The 25,164-nt window shown below is 32.9% G+C and carries 23 protein-coding genes; 10 read left to right on the top strand and 13 right to left on the bottom strand.

Annotated elements, in window-relative coordinates:
- Positions 1–56 precede the first annotated feature (56 nt).
- Positions 57–899 carry a membrane protein insertase YidC gene (gene yidC / locus NSU06_RS02220; protein ID WP_070468503.1) on the top strand — a complete coding sequence of 281 codons (843 nt, stop codon included), beginning with the start codon at positions 57–59 and terminating at the stop codon, positions 897–899.
- A 56-nt stretch (positions 900–955) separates the two neighbouring features.
- Here yidC and NSU06_RS02215 read toward each other — a convergent pair whose 3' ends face one another.
- From NSU06_RS02215 to NSU06_RS02205, 3 genes are all read right to left on the bottom strand, one after another.
- Positions 956–1,429 carry a DUF1440 domain-containing protein gene (locus NSU06_RS02215; protein WP_311045671.1) on the bottom strand — a complete coding sequence of 158 codons (474 nt, stop codon included), beginning with the start codon at positions 1,427–1,429 and terminating at the stop codon, positions 956–958.
- 100 nt (positions 1,430–1,529) lie between these two features.
- Positions 1,530–2,462 carry a 2-dehydropantoate 2-reductase gene (locus NSU06_RS02210; protein WP_048678842.1) on the bottom strand — a complete coding sequence of 311 codons (933 nt, stop codon included), beginning with the start codon at positions 2,460–2,462 and terminating at the stop codon, positions 1,530–1,532.
- A gap of 256 nt (positions 2,463–2,718) precedes the next feature.
- A complete protein-coding gene (locus NSU06_RS02205; protein WP_017174990.1) occupies positions 2,719–4,119 on the bottom strand; it encodes an MFS transporter in 1,401 nt (466 codons plus the stop codon).
- Positions 4,120–4,383: 264 nt separating this feature from the next.
- On the opposite strand from NSU06_RS02205, the gene NSU06_RS02200 reads away from it, so the two are divergent.
- The 4 genes from NSU06_RS02200 (at position 4,384) to lrgB (ending at position 8,301) form a co-directional block, all read left to right on the top strand.
- A complete protein-coding gene (locus NSU06_RS02200; protein WP_048762185.1) occupies positions 4,384–6,138 on the top strand; it encodes a sensor histidine kinase in 1,755 nt (584 codons plus the stop codon).
- Positions 6,139–6,909, top strand: a complete 771-nt coding sequence (locus tag NSU06_RS02195; RefSeq protein WP_340779244.1) for a response regulator transcription factor LytR — start codon at positions 6,139–6,141, stop codon at positions 6,907–6,909.
- Positions 6,910–7,144: 235 nt separating this feature from the next.
- The gene (gene lrgA, locus NSU06_RS02190) at positions 7,145–7,600 is read left to right on the top strand and encodes an antiholin-like murein hydrolase modulator LrgA (RefSeq protein WP_017174993.1); all 456 of its coding nucleotides are present in this window, start codon (positions 7,145–7,147) and stop codon (positions 7,598–7,600) included.
- Positions 7,600–8,301 (top strand): antiholin-like protein LrgB, encoded by a 702-nt coding sequence (lrgB, locus tag NSU06_RS02185; protein WP_002448343.1) that lies wholly within the window; start codon positions 7,600–7,602, stop codon positions 8,299–8,301. Before lrgA ends, lrgB begins: the two co-directional genes overlap by 1 nt.
- Before the next feature lie 63 nt (positions 8,302–8,364).
- On the opposite strand, the gene NSU06_RS02180 is transcribed toward lrgB, so the two are convergent.
- From NSU06_RS02180 to NSU06_RS02165, 4 genes are read right to left on the bottom strand one after another with little or no spacing between them, the layout of a single operon-like run.
- Entirely contained in the window at positions 8,365–9,042 is a 678-nt protein-coding gene (locus NSU06_RS02180; protein WP_002448417.1) for an ABC transporter permease, read from the bottom strand.
- 2 nt (positions 9,043–9,044) lie between these two features.
- Positions 9,045–9,983, bottom strand: coding sequence for an osmoprotectant ABC transporter substrate-binding protein (locus tag NSU06_RS02175; protein WP_048762189.1), 939 nt, complete (start codon positions 9,981–9,983; stop codon positions 9,045–9,047).
- A gap of 24 nt (positions 9,984–10,007) precedes the next feature.
- Positions 10,008–10,643 (bottom strand): ABC transporter permease, encoded by a 636-nt coding sequence (locus tag NSU06_RS02170; RefSeq protein WP_340779241.1) that lies wholly within the window; start codon positions 10,641–10,643, stop codon positions 10,008–10,010.
- On the bottom strand, positions 10,643–11,941 hold the full coding sequence (locus NSU06_RS02165) for a betaine/proline/choline family ABC transporter ATP-binding protein (RefSeq protein ID WP_017174997.1): 1,299 nt from the start codon (positions 11,939–11,941) through the stop codon (positions 10,643–10,645). Before NSU06_RS02165 ends, NSU06_RS02170 begins: the two co-directional genes overlap by 1 nt.
- Before the next feature lie 447 nt (positions 11,942–12,388).
- Here NSU06_RS02165 and NSU06_RS02160 point away from each other — a divergent pair, with 447 nt between their 5' ends.
- The 3 genes from NSU06_RS02160 (at position 12,389) to NSU06_RS02150 (ending at position 16,837) form a co-directional block, all read left to right on the top strand.
- Positions 12,389–13,444 carry a 2,3-butanediol dehydrogenase gene (locus NSU06_RS02160; RefSeq protein ID WP_029376761.1) on the top strand — a complete coding sequence of 352 codons (1,056 nt, stop codon included), beginning with the start codon at positions 12,389–12,391 and terminating at the stop codon, positions 13,442–13,444.
- A gap of 298 nt (positions 13,445–13,742) precedes the next feature.
- Positions 13,743–15,386, top strand: a complete 1,644-nt coding sequence (locus NSU06_RS02155; protein WP_049379308.1) for an APC family permease — start codon at positions 13,743–13,745, stop codon at positions 15,384–15,386.
- A gap of 101 nt (positions 15,387–15,487) precedes the next feature.
- Positions 15,488–16,837, top strand: a complete 1,350-nt coding sequence (locus tag NSU06_RS02150) for a carboxylesterase family protein (RefSeq protein ID WP_340779239.1) — start codon at positions 15,488–15,490, stop codon at positions 16,835–16,837.
- A 48-nt stretch (positions 16,838–16,885) separates the two neighbouring features.
- On the opposite strand, the gene NSU06_RS02145 is transcribed toward NSU06_RS02150, so the two are convergent.
- From NSU06_RS02145 to lnsB, 5 genes are all read right to left on the bottom strand, one after another.
- The gene (locus NSU06_RS02145; RefSeq protein WP_049379306.1) at positions 16,886–18,061 is read right to left on the bottom strand and encodes an MFS transporter; all 1,176 of its coding nucleotides are present in this window, start codon (positions 18,059–18,061) and stop codon (positions 16,886–16,888) included.
- Positions 18,062–18,192: 131 nt separating this feature from the next.
- Complete coding sequence (locus NSU06_RS02140; RefSeq protein WP_019835004.1) at positions 18,193–18,969, bottom strand: ABC transporter permease; 777 nt, start codon at positions 18,967–18,969, stop codon at positions 18,193–18,195.
- Entirely contained in the window at positions 18,962–19,624 is a 663-nt protein-coding gene (locus NSU06_RS02135; RefSeq protein WP_311052221.1) for an ABC transporter ATP-binding protein, read from the bottom strand. The genes NSU06_RS02140 and NSU06_RS02135 overlap by 8 nt, the downstream gene beginning before the upstream one ends.
- 129 nt (positions 19,625–19,753) lie before the next feature.
- Positions 19,754–20,563, bottom strand: coding sequence for a CPBP family intramembrane glutamic endopeptidase (locus NSU06_RS02130; protein ID WP_017175004.1), 810 nt, complete (start codon positions 20,561–20,563; stop codon positions 19,754–19,756).
- A 22-nt stretch (positions 20,564–20,585) separates the two neighbouring features.
- Positions 20,586–21,368 carry a CPBP family lipoprotein N-acylation protein LnsB gene (gene lnsB / locus NSU06_RS02125; protein WP_340779232.1) on the bottom strand — a complete coding sequence of 261 codons (783 nt, stop codon included), beginning with the start codon at positions 21,366–21,368 and terminating at the stop codon, positions 20,586–20,588.
- Between the two features lie 183 nt (positions 21,369–21,551).
- Between lnsB and NSU06_RS02120 the strand changes: the two genes are divergently transcribed.
- Positions 21,552–23,132, top strand: coding sequence for an FMN-binding glutamate synthase family protein (locus NSU06_RS02120; RefSeq protein WP_048762202.1), 1,581 nt, complete (start codon positions 21,552–21,554; stop codon positions 23,130–23,132).
- A 53-nt stretch (positions 23,133–23,185) separates the two neighbouring features.
- On the opposite strand, the gene NSU06_RS02115 is transcribed toward NSU06_RS02120, so the two are convergent.
- A complete protein-coding gene (locus tag NSU06_RS02115; protein WP_445684197.1) occupies positions 23,186–23,644 on the bottom strand; it encodes a DUF1307 domain-containing protein in 459 nt (152 codons plus the stop codon).
- 163 nt (positions 23,645–23,807) lie between these two features.
- Here NSU06_RS02115 and NSU06_RS02110 point away from each other — a divergent pair, with 163 nt between their 5' ends.
- Entirely contained in the window at positions 23,808–24,884 is a 1,077-nt protein-coding gene (locus tag NSU06_RS02110; RefSeq protein WP_064207332.1) for a M42 family metallopeptidase, read from the top strand.
- Positions 24,885–25,164 lie beyond the last annotated feature (280 nt).

The following is a 25,164-nucleotide window of genomic DNA, read 5'->3' as shown; positions in this document are numbered from 1 at the left end:
TAAGCTTATATCACTAAGACTAAGATTATTAAAGACCAGTGTATAGGAGTTTAAATATGAAAAAGAAATGGTTCTTATTACTGATGGCCTTAATAATGCTTGCAGGCTGTGACTATTCTCATAAAGAAGAACAACACGGCCTATTTTATACTGTATTTGTAAAACCGATGGATGCTTTACTTCATGTCTTAGGACATGCATTCAATGAAAACTATGGTTTAGCTATTATCGTCATTGTATTTATATTGCGTTTAATACTGATGCCACTCATGTGTATTCAAGTAAAAAATATTCATGTTATTCGTGGCAAAACAGAGGTCGTAAAACCAGAAATTAATAAAATTCAAGAAAAAATTAAAGAAGCTCAATCGCCTGAAGAACGACGTGCAGCAAATAAATTATTAATGAAAAAATATAATGAGTATGGAATCAATCCTTTTAAAAATTTAATTGGCACATTTCCAATTTTAATTCAAATTCCAATTCTTCTCGGACTATATACGTCAATTAAATATCCAACAAGTGGTGGTATTACTCAGCATCCTCATTTTTTATGGTTTAATTTAATGCATACTGACATAATCATGACCATCATTGCAGCTGTGATGTATTTTATACAACCTCTTGTCAACTCAATTCATTATCCTAAAAATGAACGTCGATCTTATTATGTCATGATGGTCTTATCCCCTTTATTTATTACTTATGCATCATTACATTCAGCATCAGCGTTAAGTGTATATTGGGCTATAAGTGCAACTTTTTTAATTATTCAAATGCATTTTGCTCATAGCCATTATGCGAAAGTGGGTAAAATTGAGGGAGAAAAATTAAGACAACGCATAGAAACAAAGCGTCAAACTACTTCAGAAACATCCTCAAGCACTTCTAACCATTGATAAGATCAATTATATCAAAAAGGAAGCGCGTGACTATCACGCGCTTCCTTTTTTATTTATCGATGACTATTTCGTATTAAATCAATCGTATTCATCCAAACAATATGACCTAATAATTCTGAAATGCGTTCTTCTTTAGGTAAATCTTTAACTTGTGGTGTTAGATTTAATTTAGGCAGTATATATTCATGAAAAGCAATATGAATCAAAATACCGAAGAATGTACCTCTTAATGTCGCCACTTTTGGACACTTTTCAGCAAGTAATCCATATACTATAGCATTTGCAATTGAAAAGCCATAATGAACACCCATGACAGTTATAGGTATATCGTTCTCGTTATAACGGTACGTAGCATGTTTAACATTGTCAGGTAAATTCAATTTATGCAGTAATGTCATTGGTGGTGGTTCTTCTTCACGTTGTGGCGTTCTAGGAGGGATGAGTGCTTCCCATCCCATTTTAACTGCACCACTTAATAATCCGCCAATAACGCCCGTCATGATAACTCTTTTCGTTGATTGTTTCATTAATTTCACAACTCCTTATCTCACTATATATTATATTTACCCTTAATGATTACAAATTAAAAAGTGAGTTAATCACTTTTAACTCACTTTTGCATTCTATTTACTTAGCTTGACGTTGCTCTTCTTTGGCATGTACCATGTTCGCTACAAATTGATTAATTGGCGCATCGATATGATGTTCTGAACCTAAGCGAGCCACTGCTCCGTTAATGTAATCAATTTCAGTACGTCGATTATTATTAATCAAATCTTGATACATTGATGGGAAATGTGGACCTACTTTATCATTTAAATCGACAAGATAGTGATAGACTTCATCTGCATTTAAATGTACACCATCAACAGTAGCAACTTCTACTATCTCTTTAGTAATGTCATATACAAGTTTTCTTGCATATTCACTTTCATTTAATGTTGATAAACGACATTCTAAAATTGTACATAGCGCATTTGCTGTCCCATTTACACAAATCTTCTTCCAAATAGATTGTTGCAAGTCTTCACTTTTATGTGGATTGAGCTTCGCTTGTTCTAATAGATTATATATCACTTCAACATTATTCTGTCCCTCTGGCACAAGAGAACCTATCTCTACTGGACCACTACCCATTAAATGAGTATGTCCAGGTGATTCTAAGCCGGCCGTCCACGTAGTTACACCACGAACAATACGTGATTTATCTACATAATTTACAATACGTTCTTCATGTTTTAGACCATTCATTGTACAAACCATAATTGTTGTATCATGAATATGTGGCTGGATATGTGTTAGCATGCTCTCAAGTTGCATAGCTTTTGTAAATAAAAATACAATATCAAATTGAAGATCACTTGGTATTTTTGTATCTTGATACATAGGAATATTTAAATGATAGTCTTCTCCATTTATATCAATATGTAAACCTTCATGTTTTACAGCTGTTGCTTGTGGCTCCCAACCATCAATGAGTGTCACATCATTACCTTGGCGATATAACATTGCACCGAAACCACTTCCCAACGCTCCTGAACCAGCAATTGCTATTTTCATAATATTCGACTCCTTCTTTTAATATTATTTTTAAAATACTACTTTAATAAAGTATCGTCAATAATATAAACAGAATATTCTAAATAATTTGATAAATTTAGAACTTTTTTTATTTTTCAATAATTGACGTAGAAGTCATTATCCCCCTGTATAAGTACTCATTATTATGTTTACATTTATTCTTTTATTCAATATAAAAAATCTGAGGTACTCTATTCGCACCTCAGATTTAAATTTTATTAATATCCAGTTTTAATTAAGCACGTTTAGCTTTATTTGGAATTAAGAAGAAAATGACAAAGAAAGCAGTTAAAACGATGATGGCATTAAAGAGTACGCCCGCTAAACCACCAAGTTCTAAATTCATTTTCGCTGCACAAACACCATAAATCGTACTTGATAAAGCTACACCAAATGCATTTCCTAGTGATGAAGCCATTTTATACAATCCAGAGGCAACACCCACTTTATCATCTGGCGCTTGATCAACTGCTGTATCTGTAGATGGTGTGGCATACATACCAAGCCCAATACCAAATAGTAGGTAACCAATAATACTTGAAATAATATAAAACAAATTAGGTAAGAAGGTGAGGGATAAAAGTAGTAACCCTAAAAATGTAAATCCACTACCTATAAGCAATGGCTTTTTAGCACCTAATTTTTGTAATAGTTTTTCACCTACACGAATCATTACAAGCACTGCTACTAAATAAGTGATAGAGATTAAACCTGCTTGTAATGAAGTGAAACCTAAATGACTTTGGTAATATGTATTTACTACGATAAGCGTACCACCTGCTACTCCATTTAGCATGAAGTTTGAAAGTGTAGCACCACTATATCCTTTATTCTTAAATAAACTAAAATCAACAAGTGGGTTCTCAGTTTTAAATTCACGAAGAACAAAGAATATACCAGCAATTAAAAATATTCCAAATAACGATAGAATGACAGGTGATAATAATCCACGATCAGAAGCTTGTGTTACCATCACATTGACACTTAATAATGTAATAACTAATAAAATCAAACCTATAAAATCAAATTTTGAACCGCTATTGTCTGTATCCGTATCTGGTTCATTTTTTGTTTCTGGCGTGTGTTTAATTAAGAAAAATGAAAGTATTGACAAAGCAATAGAAATAATAAAAATCCATTGCCATCCTATTGTTGAAGCGATAAATCCACCGAACAATGAACATATTCCACTTCCGCCCCATGAGCCAATAGACCAAAAACTTAATGCACGTTGTCTTTCTTTTCCTATGTAATATTCATTAATTATCGCAAGAGTTGATGGCATAATGAATGCACCTGATAAACCTTGCAAAGCACGTCCAATCAGTAATAACCATGGAACTGGTGTAATAATCAATAATAATGAACCAATGATATTTAAGCCTAGTCCCAAATAAGTCATTTTGACGCGACCAAATTTATCAGCAACATCTCCAGCACCTACAATAAACAAACCAGAAAATAAGGCAGATAAGCTCACTGCAATATTAATGGTACCCAAATCGGTATTAAATGATGATTGTAGTGTTGGCACAATATTAAGTAACGATTGCGCAAACAACCAAAATGTTAATACACTAATAATAATTCCAACGAGTAACCGATTATCTCCCTTAAATTCTTTTGAAGACTCCATTATAAAAAAATTCCTCCTACCTTGCCCAAAAACTATATAATTTTAAACTACATTAAAATTTTATCATAGCTTACTATAATGGGATATAAAAATCTTTTTTTCTTTTTAAATATTATTTTCCAAAATAAATTATCATTTAATATAAATTAAGTGCTAAGTATTTATAAGTGAACATTTTAAACTATCAACTTTAAATTTTCCATACTATAATAAAAAGTGTAGTAAAAATTTTGAATTTTATTAATATACTTAATAGGTGCAAAAATGTTTAATTTATTTATTTTATTACTTGAACGTGTAGGCTTAATTATTATTATTGCTTACATTTTAATGAATATTAATCACTTCAAGACGATTATGAGTGCACGTGAAAAATTACGTGCTCAAATAGAACTCACCATCTTATTTTCATTATTCGCAATTATTTCTAACTTTACTGGAATTGAAATTGAGCATGGCAAAATTATTTCTAGTAATATTTACTATCATCTAAATAATGAAACGTCACTTGCGAATACACGGGTATTAACGATTGGAATGTCTGGTTTAATTGGTGGTCCTTTTGTAGCGATTATCGTTGGTATTATCTCGGGCTTATCACGAATCCTCATTGGTGGCGCAAATGCTTATATTTACCTATTTTCATCAGTCATCATTGCATTAATTTCTGGATTTTATGGATATCGCACCATGAGACATAATCGCTATCCAACTGTTTTAATAGGTGCCATGATTGGATTAATAAACGAAAGTATTCAGATGGCTTGTATTTTAATTTTTGCTGATGATGTTTCTAATGCTTGGGCATTGGTAAAATTTATTGCTTTACCGATGATATTAATTAATAGTATTGGAACTGCGTTATTTTTATCTATTATTCTGTCTACTTTAAAACAAGAAGAGCAAACACGTGCAATTCAAACTCATGACGTCCTTGAATTAGCAAACAAAACACTACCTTATTTTCGTTCAGGATTAAATGAAAAATCTGCTCGTCCTGTAGCTGAAATTATACTGAGGCTAATGAAAGTATCTGCTGTGGCAATTACTAATAAAACCGATATTTTAACACACGTAGGCGCGGGTAGTGATCATCATGTCGCTAAAAAAGAAATCATTACTAATTTATCTAAAGAAGTCATACGTACAGGCCAATTAAAAGAAGCCAATTCAAAAGAGGACATTGGATGTAATAATCCGAATTGTCCACTTCGAGAAGCTATCGTTGTGCCCTTAATGACGAATGGAAACGTCGCAGGTACTTTAAAATTTTATTTTACAGACTATAATCATATTACGACATCAACTAAACAACTTGCTCGGGGTTTAGCAGATATTTTTTCAAGTCAATTAGAATTGGGACTGGCCGAAACGCAAAGTAAATTATTACGAGATGCTGAAATTAAGTCTCTACAAGCTCAAGTTAATCCACACTTTTTCTTTAATGCGATTAACACCATTTCAGCACTTGTACGTATTGACAGTGAAAAAGCACGCAAGTTACTTTTGCAATTGAGTCAATTTTTCAGATCAAACTTACAAGGTGCGCGTAATAGCACGATTACTTTAGAAAAAGAATTACAACAAGTCAAAGCATATTTATCATTAGAGCAAGCACGTTTTCCAGATCGATTTACAATTAAATATCATATTGATGATGCCTATAAACAAGTATTAATTCCACCATTCATCATTCAAATTTTGGTGGAAAATGCAATTAAACACGCATTCAAACATCGACGAAAAGATAACATTGTTTGTGTAGACGTTCAATACAAAGAAGCCTCATTAAAACTATCAGTTAGTGATAATGGACATGGTATAGCGCCTGAAAAATTACCCTCACTTGGACAAATCAGTGTGGCTTCAGAAACTGGAACTGGTAGTGCACTAGAAAACTTAAATCGCCGTCTCACTGGTTTATATGGTTCTAATGCAAAATTACACTTTGATACATCTAAGCACGGAACAACAGTATCCTGTATGATTCCATATCATTTAATCAAGGAGGAACGTTAAATGAGGACACTTATTGTTGACGATGAGCCATTAGCACGTAATGAATTACATTACTTATTAAATGAAATATCTGATTTCGAAATAATCGATGAAGCTGAAAATATTGAAGACACTTTAGAAAAACTGCTCTGTCACACCTATGATTTAGTGTTTTTAGATATTAATTTAATGGATGAAAATGGGATTGATTTAGCTCATAAAATTCGAAAAATGAAACCATCCCCTTATATCATTTTTGCTACGGCACATGATACGTTTGCAGTAAAAGCATTTGAATTAGATGCAGTTGATTATATATTAAAACCTTTTGAATTAGAACGAATTGAACAAGCAGTTCAAAAAGTAAAACGATTATTAAACGCTAAACAACAGATTCAAACATTGTCAGACCCTATCCACTCTCCACAATCACAAACGAATACTTCTTCTTATACTAATCATCAAAGTGTACTTCCTATCGAAGTGGATGAGCGTATTTATGTCATCAATTTAGACGATATTGTTGCAATTTCTGTGAACAATGGAATTTCGACTATTACGACTTTAAAAAAAACATATGAAACGACAGAACCGCTCAATTATTATGAGAAGAAATTACCTAAGCAGTTGTTTATAAAAATTCATAGAGCTACGATTATTAACAAGCAGTATATCGAAAGTGTCGAACACTGGTTTAATTATACGTATCAAGTGACAATGACAACGAATGTTAAATTTCAAGTTAGTCGTTCATTTATGAAATCATTTAAACAAGAAATTGGTCTTGCTTAATATATATTCTAAGTTAGCTTTTAACCTAACACTTCATATGATCAAGTGTTAGATTAAGAGCTTTTTTAATGCCATCATAGTTCATTTATTGTTCTATAAACACTTTCTGATTTTCAACTGGAAAATACTGCAACTCACCTATTAATTTTCGTAACTCACTTCTAAATCTAACTCAAGAAATCGGTTTCATTTTATACTAACATCAAGAGAAAAGAAAAAGAGGGAGAGTATCAATATGGCGAAAAACAATTCAACTACCGCTAATACTCAAGGAAATAAGAAAGCAGGTAAAACTTACAATTTCTTTATCCAAGTATTAACTATTGTTGCTGTATTATTTGTTTCAAAAATTATTGAATCATTTATTCCGTTTCCAATGCCTGCATCGGTAATCGGACTCGTATTATTATTTATTTTATTAAGTTCAGGAGTCGTAAAATTACGTCAAGTAGAGGGTGTGGGAACCGCTCTAACAAATAATATCGGCTTCTTATTCGTACCAGCCGGTGTATCAGTTATTAATTCGTTACCACTTTTAAGTCAACATCCAATTTTAATTATTCTATTAATTATTATTTCAACATTATTATTATTAGTCAGTGTGGGCTATGTATCACAATTATTTGTAACAAAAACATTATTCCCTACTGAAGAACAAAATGAAAAAACACGACTTAAGGAGGAAAACTAATGGCTGATCACTTAGGTATTACAACACCTTATTTTGGTATTTTAGTCTCATTAATTCCATATATTATTGCACAATATTTCTATAAAAAAACAAATGGCTTTTTCCTACTGGCACCTTTATTTGTAGCGATGGTGGCAGGAATTGTCTTTTTAAAAGTAACAGGTATTAGTTATGATAACTATAAAATTGGTGGAGATATTATCAACTTCTTCTTAGAAGCTGCAACAATTAGTTTCGCGATTCCACTTTATAAAAAACGTCAAGTACTTAGAAAGTATTGGTTACAAATTTTTGGTGGTATTGCTGTGGGTACACTAGTAGCTTTAATCTTAATCTATTTAGTTGCAACATTATTCCACTTAGGTGATCAAATTAGTGCGTCTATGTTACCTCAAGCTGCAACAACTGCGATTGCCTTACCAGTATCTGACGGTATCGGTGGTGTAAAAGAATTAACATCATTAGCAGTTATCCTTAACGCTGTCGTTATTTCAGCATTAGGTGGAAAAATTGTAAAAATGTTTAAAATTTCAAATCCAATTGCACGTGGTTTAGCTCTTGGTACAAGTGGACACACACTTGGTGTTGCCGCTGCTAAAGAACTAGGAGAAACAGAAGAATCAATGGGAAGTATTGCAGTAGTAATTGTAGGTGTGATTATTGTTGTAATCGTACCACCACTTGCTTCACTATTATTCTAATAAAAAAAGCGTTACTGACGAACTAAGTAACAACTTAGTCATCGTCTAAGCAACGCTTTTAATTTATCTTAAACTTTGTACTTGTTTACTAGAACGATGTGTGGGATCTAATTTTTTCTCTAATAAACGTAGACCAATATCAATTAAAATCGCAATTAATGCAATTGGAATCGCACCTGCAAGAATAAAGACTGTACCATCAGTAGAATTCGTTCCACGAATAATAATGTCTCCTAGCGTCGGTGCACCAATAAATGAACCAATAGCAACAATTCCTATTGCTACAACAAGTGCAATACGAATACCACCGATGATTACAGATAGCGATAGTGGAAGCTCAATCATACGCATAACTTGGTTATTGGTCATTCCCATACCTTTACCTGCGTCTTTAATATTGTAGTCAACTTCTGTAATACCTGTGTAGGTGTTTTTTATGATCGGTAGCAAGGCATATAAAAATACTGCAAATACAACTGTTGATGGACCGAGTCCTAACGCCAACATAAGTATGGCAAGCATTGCAATAGCTGGCACGGTTTGAATAATATTAGCAATAGTAATCACTGGCCATGCTATTTTTGAATAACGTGCAATTAAAATACCAATTGGAATGCCAATAATACATGCAAACAATACTCCATATATAGACATCAATAAATGTTTAAAAAAGAGTTCCATCAGATAGCCAAAATTCAAAGTGTAATATTCATAAAGCGAACTTAACACATTCCCTTTCACTGTTATTGACCACCTTTCTTATCTTCAAAATAGTTATGTTTTTTAATAAATTCTTCTGCAATGACGGCTGGTTCTTTTCCTTTTCCATCTGCTTCATAATTCAGTTTTTGCATTTCTTTTGTACTTATTGTATTTTCTAATTTTGTTAAAGCTTTATCAATCTCTGGATGGTCTTTAATTAATTCTTCTGTGGCTAATGGACTGCCATCATATGGAGGGAAAAAGTTACGGTCATCTTTTAAGATTTTCAAATTATATGCCGCAATACGTCCGTCTGTGGAGTAACCAACGGCAATATCTAATTTTTTGTTTTTAAGTGCATCATACACTAAACCAATTTGCATTGGACGTGCACTTTTGAACTTAAAGCCATACTCTTTTTGGAAAGCTGGGTATCCATCTCCGGCACGATTCATCCATTGAGTATCCATACCCAAGCGTAACTGATCTTTATATTTTTCTAAGTCTGATACTTTTTCTAAGTGATATTTATCAGCAGTTTCTTTTGTTACCATAAACGCATACGTGTTTTCAAAGCCAAGTGAATGATAATATTTTTGATCATATTTCTTTTTAAATAATCGCTGTGACTCATCCATGGCTTTATTCGCATCTCTAGTTGGGGGTGCATCGAGTACACTGGTTAACTCTGTTCCTGTAAAACGCACCGCTGACATATTAGCATCTCCACGCATAAGTGCATTATGTTGAACAATACTTGAACCTAAATTTCCAATAATGATTGGTTTGATATCTCCATTTGTATAATGTTCAATCATTAATTTCTCAATATTTGCTACTATTTTGGTTTCACTACTTTCAGTCGCTGTAATTTTCACACTGTCTTTCGAATTACTGTCACCTAAACCGGGTAAGCCGCATCCAGATAATACTACGAGAGACAATGTAAGAACGATAAATATATATTTAATATTTTTCATAGCTGTTCATTCCTCCCTTTTAAACTATCTAGATACTTTAAGACCTTTAGGTACAGCCCATTTTTCAACTAAAGATAATAAGAAATCCACAATCAGTGCCAAGCAAGTCACTAAAATTGTAGCACTAATAATCATTGGTGGTTCATAGAGAGTTAAGCCATTAAATACTAAATCACCTAAACCACCTGCACCAATATAACTCGCAAGTGTAGCCCAGCTAATGACATATACACTTGCAAGACGTATACCACTAATAATTAATGGTAAGGCAAGGGGTAATTCCACATCTTTCATTAATTGAAGTTTTGTCATCCCCATACTTGTTCCAGCTTCAATAATGTTTTTATCAATATTTTGAACTCCTAATACTGTATTATTTAAGATAGGTAATAATACATAGATAAATAAAGCTACACTTGCTGGTGTCTTACCTACACCAAAAATTGGAATCATAAGCGCTAAAATGGCAAGTGTTGGTACCGTTTGAAGTACACCTGCAATAGTCAATACAACATTCGCCGTACGTTTTGTTTTTGATAATAAAATACCAAGTGGTACAGCTACGACAATAGCAATAAGTAACGAAATAATAGAAATATAGAAATGTTCTATCGTTTTCGATACGAGTTCTTCTCCGTATTGTGCAAAAAAGTCTCTCATTAACGATCCACTCCCGTATCATCCGTATTATGGGTATGTTCTCTATCTGTTCCGTTCATAATATCTTCATGATAACGTTGTGTACCTTGTGTTGTTAAACGTTGTTGTGTTTCATTTTGACGTTCATTCTCTCGCTCAACTTCATTTGAATAGGTTTTAGAAGAGTGACTCGTTTCATTCTCTTCACCCCAAATGGAGTCATACACAATATCTACTAAGTTTGCTCGTGTAATCAGTCCAATTAATGTATCATGATCATCTACTACAGGCACATTACGTACATTACGCTTTAAAATAGTTCGCACTGAATCTTGTAGTTTTGAATCGATATGTACTTTATAAACATCACGCTGCATCGTATCAATTAATTCTTTACCTTGACGTAATCCTTGATTTATATCTTCAATATCTAAAAACCCTAAAAGACGATGTTTATTATTCACTACAAAAATAGTGTCTATACGATGGGTTCTCATAATATTGACTGCATCATTAAGAGAATCGTCAGCTTGAATAGTAATTGGTTTGATCATTGCATCTTCAACCGTTCTCATGTTTGGTCGATCTTGAATCAGTCTATTTTGTCCAATAAATTCTCTAACAAAATCATTTGCTGGATATCTTAAAACATTGTCCGGTGTATCATATTGAACGATCTGGCCTTTCGACATAATACAAATTTTGTCTGCTAGCTTAATCGCTTCATCCATATCATGAGTTACAAAAATAAACGTTTTTCCTAACTTTTTTTGTAAATCTTTAACTAAATCTTGTAACGTATCTCTAGTTATAGGATCTAATGCACCGAACGGTTCGTCCATCAAAATAATGTCTTGTTCTGCTGCAAGCGCTCTAACTACACCAATACGTTGTTGTTGTCCACCCGACAGTTCAGACGGATAACGATCTAAGTAATCCTCAGGTAAATCGACTAATTTAATCAACTCTTTTGCTTTAGCATCTTTCTTTTCTTTAGACCATTTTAAAAGTTTTGGAACGAGCACAATATTTTCTCTGATAGTCATATGTGGCATTAATCCAATTTGTTGAATCACGTATCCAATACTACGACGTAATTCTACTGGATTCATGTTACGTACATCTTTACCATTCATTTCAATTGAACCCTCTGTAGGTTCAATCATGCGATTAATCATTCTTAATGCTGTTGTTTTACCACTACCACTTGTTCCAATAAATGCAACAAATTCTCCAGCTTCAATATTTAAAGAAATATTATCGACTGCTTTCTTATTTCCAGAATAAATTTTAGTAAGGTTCTTTATACTAAGCGTCATAGGATGTCCCCTTCTATCGTATTAATGATGGAAAATTTTAAATACAAAAAAGCCAAAGTATTCTATTTTTGATTGTCTCAATCAAGAACCATATGGCCATTGCGTAATAAAGTTTTAAAAAATTGCATTTTAATAGAAATCGTTAAAATTCCACCACCTATACTTATATACCCTTTATAATTTTTTGAAACATTATTTATATGTAATAATTAATTTTTTTACCTAATTATTTTTTTAAGTTTTTAAATTTAACATTACTTATATACAACTATTCTTTGTAAATAGTACATTCCAACTTTTTTATATTGTCTACAATTAAAGTTCGAAAAATTGTCAAATTTTTCTAAAGTGTTTAACAATTCATTTATATATATTTGAATTTCTGAGTTCCTCGTATTAATCTATAATTACAAAGTGTTTTTTATTATGAAAGGGATGTTATATATCATGAAAGCAGCAGTATGGTATGGTCAAAAAGATGTTCGCGTTGAAGATCGTGAACCAAAAGAATTAAAAGATAACGAAGTAAAAGTTAAAGTATCTTGGGCTGGTATTTGTGGTACTGACTTACACGAATATTTAGAAGGTCCAGTATTTATTTCCACTGACAAACCTGATCCATTCTTAGGTCAAAAAGCACCTGTAACTTTAGGACATGAATTCTCAGGTATCGTTGAAGAAGTGGGGAAAGACGTTACAAAATATAAAAAAGGTGACCGTGTCGTTGTAAACCCAACTGTTTCTGCACGTGAAAAAGAAGAAAATTTAGATTTATATGATGGGTATACATTCATCGGATTGGGTTCAGATGGTGGTTTCGCTGAATTTACTAATGCACCTGAAGACAATGTGTATCACTTACCTGAAAATGTGTCTGCTCAAGAAGGTGCATTAGTTGAACCAACAGCAGTAGCAGTGCAAGCTGTTAAAGAAGGTAACTTATTATTTGGTGATACAGTGGCTATCTTTGGTGCAGGTCCAATTGGTTTATTAACAGTCGTTGCAGCTAAAGCAGCTGGTGCTAGTAAAATCTTTGTATTTGATTTATCAGAAGAACGTTTAGCTAAAGCTAAAGAAGTGGGCGCAACTCACGTTGTAAACTCTGGTAATACTGACCCATTAGAATTCGTAAACGAACATACTGAAAACGGTGTAGATGTAACCTTTGAAGTAGCTGGTGTTGGCGTAACATTAGCACAATCTGTAAAAGTAACACGCCCAAGAGGTAGTGTTGTCATTGTTTCAATCTTTGCACACGAAGTTAACTTTGATCCAATGTTATTGACAAACTCTGGTGTTAAATTAACGTCTACTATTGCTTATACACCAACAACATTCCAACAAACAATTGATTTAATCGCAAATGGCAGCTTAGATGTTAAGAGCGTTGTCACAGATAAAATTGAATTAGCTGACATCGTTGAATCAGGATTCAATCAATTAGTTAATGATAAATCACAAGCTAAAATCCTAGTTAAATTAAATGGTGACCAAAAATATTAATTAAATGTTTTAACCCTGTAAAGAAAACTTCTTTACAGGGTTTTTTGTATTATTTCAAATCATACGATTCTATGCCTATCATCTCTATTTTTATTTATCATTTATTCCCTTTCTACATCGGTTTCACTACATACTTTTTCATAACATTATCATCATTATATTATAGAAAAAATTTAATAAACTCCTTTTAATAATATTTTGAAATCTCTTAAATATTTAGTTTGACTAATTAAATGATAAGCGTATAATTATATCGTGTTTTTTTTATAAAAAATAAAATAAATTAAAAGGAGTATTTATGGGAAAGAATAAAAACGATAATAAAATTAGCTTGACGCAACTCGTGTTACTCGGTTTAGGTTCGTTAATTGGTTCTGGTTGGCTCTTTGGAGCTTGGGAAGCATCTTCAGTTGCTGGACCAGCAGCCATTATCTCATGGGTCATAGGCTTCATAGTTATTGGAACGATTTCTTATAACTATATTGAAATAGGAACAATGTTTCCACAATCTGGTGGCATGAGTAACTATGCTCAATATACACATGGTTCATTACTTGGCTTCATTGCTGCATGGGCAAATTGGGTCTCACTCGTAACGATTATTCCAATTGAAGCAGTATCTGCAGTCCAATATATCAGCTCTTGGCCTTGGGACTGGGCTAAGCCAACTCAGGCATTGATGCATAATGGTTCAATAAGTACAGTTGGTTTATTTGTTGTTTACATTATCATCATTGTCTTTTCATTATTAAATTATTGGTCTGTAAAATTATTAACCTCATTTACAAGTTTAATTTCTGTATTTAAATTAGGGGTGCCACTCCTAACAATTATTATGTTAACGATCTCAGGGTTTGATTCAGGAAACTATGGTCATTCCTTGAATACATTTATGCCATATGGTAGTGCTCCTATCTTTGCAGCAACAACAACATCAGGTATTATCTTCTCATTTAATGCATTCCAAACGATCATTAATATGGGCTCAGAAATTAAAAATCCTGAGAAAAACATTGCACGTGGTATCGGCATTTCACTAATATTAAGTGCAATTTTATATATTATCTTACAAAGTACATTTATCACTTCAATGCCACAATCAATGATTCATTCACATGGTTGGCACGGTATTAACTTTAATTCACCATTTGCAGACATGGCAATTTTATTAAGTATTAATTGGTTAGCCATTTTACTTTATATTGAAGCCGTAGTATCTCCATTTGGTACTGGCGTATCATTTGTAGCCATTACTGGTCGTGTATTAAGCGCTATGGAGAAAAATGGTCATATTCCTAAATTCTTAGGAAAAATTAATTCAAAATATAATATTCCACGTGTTGCGATTGCATTTAATGCTGTCATGAGTATGATCATGGTAACGTTATTCCGTGATTGGGGCGTACTTGCAGCTGTTATTTCGACTGCAACATTAGTAGCCTATCTTACAGGCCCTACTACAGTTATTTCGTTACGTAAAATGGGACCTAAATTGCATCGTCCCTTCCGTGGTAAATTATTAAAAATCATGGCACCTTTATCATTCGTATTAGCATCACTGGCCATTTATTGGGCAATGTGGCCTACTACAGCAGAAGTTATTTTAATTATTATTTTAGGTTTACCAATTTACTTCTTCTATGAATATAAAATGAATTGGAAAAATACTAAAAAACAAATTGGCGGTAGCTTATGGATTATTGTCTATCTTATTTTATTAGCTGCTATGTCATTTGTAGGTAGTAAGGAATTTAAAGGTATGAACTGGATTCACTACCCATATGACTTTATTGCTATTATTGTGTTGTCACTCATTTTTTATAAAATTGGTTCTTCAAGTCACTTCAATAGTATTTACTTCAAACGTGCTAAGAAAATCAATAAAAAAATGAAAGACGGCTCACCAGAAGAAGCTGAAGCAGCTGCTAAAGGTAACGAATAATCATTCAAACGTCTGAAACAAGTTAGAGAATTGTCTCAACTTGTTTCAGACGTTTTTTTTAATGTTATATTAGACATAAGATAAGTATGGAGATGATACTATTGACTTTAATTAAAACACATGGCGGAGATATTAAAGGCTATACTAAAAAGAAAATTAATTACTTTCTCGGGATTCCTTATGCTGATAAACCTATTAATGAACATCGATTTAAACACTCGAAATGCTTAAAAACTTGGGATAAGACCATTGAGGCAACATCGTTTAAATCTATACCACCACAACCCTACAACAAACTCGAAACCTTCTTCTCATCACATGCTCAATTATTTAATCAAAGTGAAGACTGCTTATATTTAAATATTTGGTGTCAAAACAATCAATATAACAATAAGCCTGTCATTATCTATTTTTATGGTGGTGGCTTTGTGAACGGACATGGTTCTCAAGAACTTTATACACCTGAACATATTGTTGCTCGATATGATGTCATTGTAATTACGTTTAATTATCGTTTAGGTGCTTTAGGGTTTTTAGACTGGTCTTACTTCAATAGCGATTATAATAAAAACAATGGTTTGTCTGATCAAATTAATGCACTCAAATGGGTACATACGTTTATTAAATATTTCGGTGGAGATTCAAACAATATAACATTAATGGGACAGTCTGCTGGTAGTATGAGTATTATGGCATTAATGCAACGACCAGAATTAGATAAATACTATCATCAAGTGATGTTATTAAGTGGAACGCTACGTCTTGATTCTCATTTATTAGGACAAAAGAAAGCAGCCCATTTTGCCTATCTGAAAGATACCTATTTTCCTAAAAAAAGAATGACTCATTTAACAACTTTAGAGATATTATCATTAATGGCTTATGATGAAGCATCACGCGGAAAATCAAAAGGTCTTGAATTGATTTATGCACCTATTCAAGAGTCAAACATGTCTCGTCCCCTTTCTCAATTTACTAAACCGGTTGTTATAGGTACTACGAAAGAGGAAGGCAATATTTATATTCGCAATGAATCTAGAAAATTATCACCTGAGCGCTTTGTGGAAGTTATGACATTAAATGATATACACCTTCACATTTCTCAAGCTCAAACTGGTAAAGACCAAGCCCGTATGGTGACAACGCATTATTTTGAAACACCTGCAATTTCATTTTTAAATCAACTTGACAACAATCCCCATTGTTGGAAATTACGTTTTGACTGGTGCCTTTCTAATGCATCACCGTTTCAATCTGCTTATCATATTTTAGATTTAGTGTTTTGGTTTGGAAAATTAGAGATTTTAAAAGCGCATGGTGTGAACTCATTAGAACATGAACGTTATCTCAGTAAACACATGATAGATGATTTAATCTATTTTGCGACATACCACACTATGCCGTGGCCATCTTATTCTCCTCAAACACCTTATTGTTATATATATAAATAAAAAGAAGCGGAACAATGAATTCAAAATGAATTCTGTTCCACTTCCTACTTAATTTTTTATATAAGACATATTTTTTAAACTTATGACAATAATAAGACCCATAGCTCCAACCATCGCGCTCACAATCGTGACTGCTTGAACAGAGATATTTGAAACAACGAGTCCTCCAATAATGCCCCCAAATCCTATTCCCGCATTCAGACTCGACATATTCCAACTCATCACTTGACTCGTATCACCTTCAACGTGTTCAATTATACCACTTTGAATTGCTGGGTTGGTACTCCACTGTACAATATTCCATATAAACAATCCAATTAATAATAGGGTAACAGTATGCAAAATAAGATTCATTATCAACATCATAACTATAAAAATAGAAAAGGCAATGATTAGCCAACGTTTACTGCTAAGTTTATCTGCTAATATGCCACCTAACGACGTACCAATCACTCCTGCAATCCCATTCACTAATAACGCCAATGATACAAATCCCATTTGATGACCATGATTCAAAATAAGAGGATTAATATAAACAAATGTCACAGAATTTGCTACTAAAATTAAAAAAGTAATTGCTAAATATTTGACTACCTCCACCGGTCTTAAAATTTTAGATGTATTTGGCTGTTTATTTGAAGTTGAACCCCATTGACGTTGAACTTGATTTAATTCTGATGTTGATGGTAAATATACCATCATCAGTACACCAGCTATCACACTCACAATAATAATAAATAAGAACGTAAATCTCCAACCTATTGCATCCCCAATCATCGTACCGATCGGGACGCCAAATACGTTAGCCCCACTAAATCCAGTATAAACGACACCAATCATTTTTCCTCTGTTTTTAGGTATCGTTAACATCGCTGTTAAAGCTAAGACTTTAACGATAATGAGTGACGCGGCTGCTGAAGATAAGATACGTCCAATCACTAAAATAGTAAAGTTAGGCGCCACCGCAATCATGGCATTTCCAATGATAAATGCAACGAGTGTCCATAATAAGACCGGTCGTACTGCAAAGCGATTCGTAAGCTTAACAAGTATGGGGCCACAAATAGCAAATGTTAATGCATATAAAGTCACAAGCTGACCAATAATCGCTTCAGAGACACCGAGATCTCCACTCATTAAATTCATAATTCCTGCAACCATCATCTCAACCATACCGACGATAAACACACTAATAATGAAGGTTGCCACTCGCATGACAGACATGCATAGAACTCCTTTCTTTATATATTTTGGTATAAAAAAACAGTTACGCAATGGTAACCTTTATCATTCGTAACTGTTTCATTATATAATAATTTTTTAAATTTTTGTGCGAAAAAATATGTCATTGAGATTTAGTTATTGTCTTTTATATTCGTTGTACGTGCTACGAGTTGATGACGTGCATTAAAGAATTGACCATAACTTAAATACGTTGCAATCAATGCAGACATAATCGTTGCAGTAGTATGAATAAACACAACAAGTAATTGGAATTTGATGGCTTGTAATGGTGCCATACCTCCAATAATTAATCCTGTCATCATACCCGGAATAGACACTAATCCATATGTTTTTACAGAATCAATTGTTGGAACAATCGCTAAACGAATACTTTCACGAATCGCCCCTTTAGACGCAAGCTTTGGCGTTGCTGCTAATGTTAACTTAGATTCAATATCGTCTACATCTCGAACGAACGCACGATCTAAATTTTGATATGCCAAATTAATGGCAATTAAACCATTATTTGCAAGCATACCGCCGATAGGAATGACATCATTTGCTTTAAAATCGATGGCACCAGCAAGCACTGCACATGCTAATGGAATTGCTGTTGATATAAATATAGAAACAAAAGAAATCCAAAACACATGATGCATAACAGGCGATGCACGATTAATGGTATTCCAAGAAGCGTTAATAATAATGACTAATACTGCAATCAATAATATCCATACTTGATCAATTTTAAAAATATATTCTAATATCAATCCTAAAATTAATAATTGAACCACCGCTCTAATCGAAGCGACGACTAAATCTTTGATAATATGTAAGCCTTCTTTATATGAAATAATAATAGGAATTAATAATAATAATGCTGTTAAACAAAGCGCTGTATTACTCATTATGATTTAACACCTCCTCATTTGTAATCTGACCATCTTTAATAGTAATCCTTCTTTGGAAATTTCTCATACTTTGATCATTACTATGCGTAATCCATAATATAGCGACGCCTTCATCTGCTAATTTAAAGATAATATCTTCAATTTTTTCTTTATTTTGCGTATCAAGTGCACTCGTTGATTCATCTAGAAGTAATATTTCTGGTTGATACATTAACTGGCGTGCAATAGCAATACGTTGACGTTCTCCACCAGACATATGTTTTACTTTTGAATCTAGACTATAGTTTGACAAGCCGACTTTATTAAGTAAATCATTCGCTTTATCTTCATCAAATTGATCATGATGCGTTAATGCTGGGAAAGCCATATTATCTTCTACTGTCGTTCCAAATAATTCACTTTGTTGCATCATGTAACTAATTTTAGAACGTAATTCTTCAGGACGATACTCATCATATGGTTTTCCTTTAAATAATAATTCTCCTTCAGTCGGACTAATTAAATTGTTAAGTTGCTTTAAGAATGTACTTTTTCCGCTTCCAGAAGGACCAACCACTGCAACGGTTTCACCTTGATCTAATTTAAAATTAATATTATTGAGTATCGTTCGTTGATCTGCTTTGTAGGTCAGATGTTTTACTTCTAATAACACAAGCGTTTCCTCCTTATCTTTACTCTTTAATGAGATGACATATTCTTTTTTATCATAACAAAAAAAGAGGCAAAGTAATGAAATTCAATGTTACTATTTTTTGAATTTCAATGACTCTACCTCTTACTCTTAACCCCAAATGATACTCATAATAATCGCTATAAAAGAAATAAAATTATTTATCATATGAAGGGTAATCGTCATCGCTAAATTTCGACCACTTAAGTGATATGCCACAACAAATCCTGTAGCCATAATTAAATAAGGGCCAACTTCAAATGGTGATGATGCACTTGTCATATGTAATCCTGCAAACCCGAGCACTGACACGACATACATCACACCATACGTTAATTTTTTACCTAACTCATGAATTAACAAATGTCTAAATAATAATTCTTCTACAAAAGGTGTAATAATCACAATATCTAAAAATAAAACAGGCCAAAGCCAATTGATTTCAAACATTTTAATAATCATTTTGTTATTTTCTGTATCATCAAACTGATATTGTTTCGGTAAAAATTCCATTAAATAACCATATGCGCCTTGCAACACATAAAGGGCCACCATCACAATGATAATGAGTGGAATATGTTTTTTTAAAGCTTTGAATCGTGAGATGGCAATAGGAATAATGGTTTTGCGATGCATTAAATAAAAGACTACTAATACAAGACATTGACCAATTAAGGTAAAGACTTGGGCATATCCTAAATAATATTTTGTAAACTTACTTTCCGATATATGACCACCTGTGATGCCTGAAATTATTCCCATCACAATAAATGTAAGAATCAACGGAAAAACTATATTCATGACTAAATATGTAGGTATTAGCCAAAAATCACGTTTAACAATACGTTTTGAATCAAATTCATTTCTTATCGGTCGTTGCTCTGAGGTTTGGTAGTATGTATCATTATGTTCCGAAGTCATATAACTCTCCTATTCTTTCTATTTAAACAAGCTTATCAATCATTGTAATAATAAATATGATGAGTTGTACAGTACTATGATAAAGATAGGACGCTGCTAAATTTTTCCCACTTTTCATATATACCATCACTGCACCTATTGAAATAATCATGTAAGGGATGGCTTCCAATATTGAAATTAAATCATATACTTGGACAATGGTTTCTATTAACACACTAACAATCATCATTACTAAAAGATTAAATGTTTTACCTAATTCATGAATCAATAGATGACGAAATAGTAACTCATCAATTAAGGGGCGCAATAATACTACTGAAATAAAAGTGAATATCAGTGCACTTGGATGAATAAACAATCCTTCTAAACGACGTTGTGCTTGTGTGTCTACATAGCCAAAAGGATGCGGTAATATGTGTGCCAATGCATTAAAACCATAATATAACATCACATTAACCATTACGATGATGATCATAAATTTCAAATACTGATGAATCGCAATACGATATTGTCGTCGTACAACATTCGCAATATAAAACTTATGTAATGTGAAAAATAATCCTAACACAATAAATTGGGCAATCACAAAACTTAGACTTAGCATCACATTATATAAATAAGATGGCGGTGGTTGTTGGGTAACCATAGCCGTCACACCTAATACGCCAAAAACAATAATAATAGGCGTTAAAATTTGGAAAAAGATAAATAAAGGAATGAGTAGAAAATCCTTTTTTATTATTTTAGGACTACTCCATCGATTTTTTGATACCACTTGTGTGATCACATCTTTTTCTTTTTTCATATATCACCTCAACGATCTACGCATATAGTACTTTATCATTTAAAAACATTATTGTCATAAGAGATTCTAACTTTTCCACAATTTGATATTTAAAGATAAATATTAAATCTATTTATTTATATTTGTAAATAAAATTTTTTGATGTAAGATTTACAGTATAAAGAGAATTGAGGGGGGATGGGCATGACAACTTTACTTACTGTCATGCAATTTATAGTTAATATTCTTATTATTATGGTGTTACTTTCTATATTAATGGTTGGGTTATATCTTTTATTCAAAGATAAAAGACAAGAACAACATAGTGTGTTACGTAACTTTCCTGTATTAGGCAGAGTACGTTACTTTTCAGAGAAAATAGGACCAGAATTACGTCAATATTTATTTGCAAATGATACCGAAGGAAAACCATTTTCAAGAAATCAATATACTGATATCGTTTTAGCAGGTAAATATCATTCAAGAATGACTAGTTTTGGTACAGAAAAAAACTATGAAGAAGGCTTTTATATTCGAAACGCTATGTTTCCATTACAAAAGTCAGAACTTCAAATTGATAACCATTCAATGATTTCAACATTTATTTATTCAATCGATAATGAACGATTGTTTAAGCGTGAAGAACATCGTGAGAATAAACACATCGATCCTTATTATTTATCAGATGATCATGCAGTTATTATAGGCGAAGAATTAGCACATCCCTTTAAAGTCAAACGTTTAGTAGGCCAATCTGGTATGAGTTATGGCTCATTAGGTGGGCGCGCGATTACTGCATTATCTCAAGGACTTGCACGTGCTGGCACATGGATGAATACAGGGGAAGGTGGATTATCTGAATATCATCTTAAAGGTGGCTGCGATATTATTTATCAAATTGGACCAGGTTTATTCGGCGTGAGAGATAAAGACGGTGGTTTTAGTGAAGAAGCTTTCTTAAATGTGGCAAACCATAAAGAAGTTAAAGCATTTGAAATTAAGCTTGCACAAGGTGCTAAGACACGTGGTGGTCATATGGAGGGCAATAAAGTTACAGAAGAAATTGCTAAAATTCGTAATATCGAACCCTATAAGACAATCAACTCACCTAACCGCTTCGATTTCATTAATAATCCAAAAGAGTTATTAGAATTTGTAGCTAAGTTGCAAAAACTCGGTCAGAAACCTGTGGGCTTTAAAATTGTGGTAAGCAGAGTTGATGAAGTTGAAGCCCTTGTTCAAGAAATGATTAACCTAGATATTTATCCAAACTTTATTACTGTTGATGGTGGTGAAGGTGGAACAGGGGCAACTTTCCAAGAATTACAAGATGGTGTTGGCCTCCCACTTTTTACTGCCCTTCCAATCGTTACTGGTGTTTTAGAACGTTATGATGCACGCAAATATATGAAGATATTCGCATCTGGAAAACTTATTACACCAGATAAAATAGCCATTGCACTTGGACTTGGTGCTGATTTATGTAATATTGCAAGAGGTATGATGATCAGCATTGGTTGCATTATGAGCCAACAATGTCATTTAAATACTTGCCCAGTTGGCGTCGCAACAACGGATCCTAAAAAAGAAAAGGCTTTAATTGTTGAAGAAAAGCAATATCGTGTCACAAACTATGTGACGAGTTTACACGAGGGATTATTTAATGTTGCAGCTGCAGTAGGTGTTAAAAGTCCAAATGAAATTACAGAAGATCATATTGTGATTAAAAGAAAAAATGGACATATTGAAGATATCGCAAGTTATAAATTAAAACTTATTCAATAGTCAACAAAAAAGTGAGACAATCTATATCATCGAAAGGTTGTCTCACTTTTTTATTATTCTTCATTCATATTGCTTTTTTTCTTGAATCCAATTTTTTTAAGTTCTTTGACCGTACCATCCATTGTCACTTTTTTATAGTTTTTAGAATAATGTGCTAATGCAAAGTAACGACTAACGTCTTTTAAGTTTACTTTGTTATAATCAATATCTATGTTTTCAACTATTTTTTGATGCCTACTACTTAGCGTATATGTTACGCCCTTTTCCCCTTTTAATGGACGATAGTCTTTAAAAGATTTTTCACCTTCTTGTTTAGACATTCCCAGATCATCATATTTTAAAGTACTGACAGTTGATTGTTTAATCACTTTATTTTTTTTATAAGTTAATGTTGTAAGAACATGCTTACCATCAATATCACCTTCGTATGTTTTTGAACGTGATTGACTACAAGCCCCTAATATACAAACACTTAACACTGACAACACAAATAATGTTAAGACTTTTTTCATTATGCTCATCTACTTCCCCATCTTTAATTTTAAACAAATTATATCACTTACCAACTATGAATGGGATACATTTAATTTGCATAGATATGATAAACTATTGTTCATAAAATTCATTTTATCCATGCTACAATACACTTAACAACATTTTAGGAGGACTCAATGTATGAAAGAATCTATCGAATTACTAAAAACATTAACAGATGTTAATGGTATCGCTGGTTATGAATACCAAGTTAAAGAAAAAATGCGAGACTATTTAACACCGATTAGTGATGAGATTATCGAAGATGGTTTGGGTGGTATCTTTGGTAAAAGGGAAAGTAAAACGGGATCTAAATCATTAATGTTAGCTGGTCATTTAGATGAAATTGGATTCATCGTTACTAAAATTGACAATAATGGGTTTATTAAATTTCAACCTATTGGCGGTTGGTGGAGCCAAGTGATGTTATCTCAAAAAGTAACCATCACGACTGACGATGGTAAAGAGATACGAGGTATCATTGGTTCTAAACCTCCACATGTACTCGAACCAGACGCACGCAAAAAGTCTATCGATATCAAAGACATGTTTATTGATATTGGTGTTAGAAGTAAAGCAGATGCTGAACAATACGGTATTGAAATTGGAAATATGATTACACCTTATAGTGAGTTTGAACAACTTGCAAATGGTAAATATTTAACTGCCAAAGCATTTGATAATCGATACGGTTGTGCACTGGCTATTGACGTACTTAACAATCTTAAAGATGAATCGATTGGTATTAATTTATATGCAGGTGGTACTGTACAAGAAGAAGTTGGTTTACGTGGCGCTAAAGTCGCAGCAAATAAAATCAACCCCGATTTAGCTATCGCAGTCGACGTTGCGGTCGCATACGATACACCTGGAATGGCACAATATGGTAGTGATACAGCCATTGGTGACGGTCCAGTCATTATTTTAATGGATGCTTCAAATGTGGCACATCAAGGCTTACGTCAACATATTAAAGAAGTGGCAAAAAAACATTATATTACGGTTCAATGGGATACAACACCACGCGGTGGTACAGATGCTGGTAGTATCCATGTTGCTAACGATGGTATTCCAACAATTGCCATTGGTGTAGCATTACGCTATATGCACTCAAATGTATCTGTTCTCCATACAGATGATTATGAAAATTCAGTACGATTAATCACTGAAATTGTACGTTCTTTAAATGACCAAACGTACAATCAAATCAAATGGTAATTTGAATATTGAAATATTACATCTACTTATGTTAATATCACATTAACGAGTATTAACGTCATAACGATACGAACCCCTAGTCTATTGCCCTAGACTAGGGGTTCTTTGTGTATTGGATTATCTGCCGTCTTTTTTATTCTTATATTGTTCAAACCAATAATCAAACAATATATTGAGCCACCTATTTAATATAGGTGCGATAACGAGTACAAATATTAACGTCATAACTTCACCCCCTTTAAACGTACGACCGTCTAAGGGAAAGACGACAACAACATTA

The sequence above is a fragment of the Staphylococcus sp. FSL W8-1270 genome (assembly GCF_038007165.1).
In the GTDB taxonomy this organism is placed as follows: domain Bacteria; phylum Bacillota; class Bacilli; order Staphylococcales; family Staphylococcaceae; genus Staphylococcus; species Staphylococcus hominis.
This window is presented reverse-complemented; position numbering and strand designations above follow the sequence as displayed.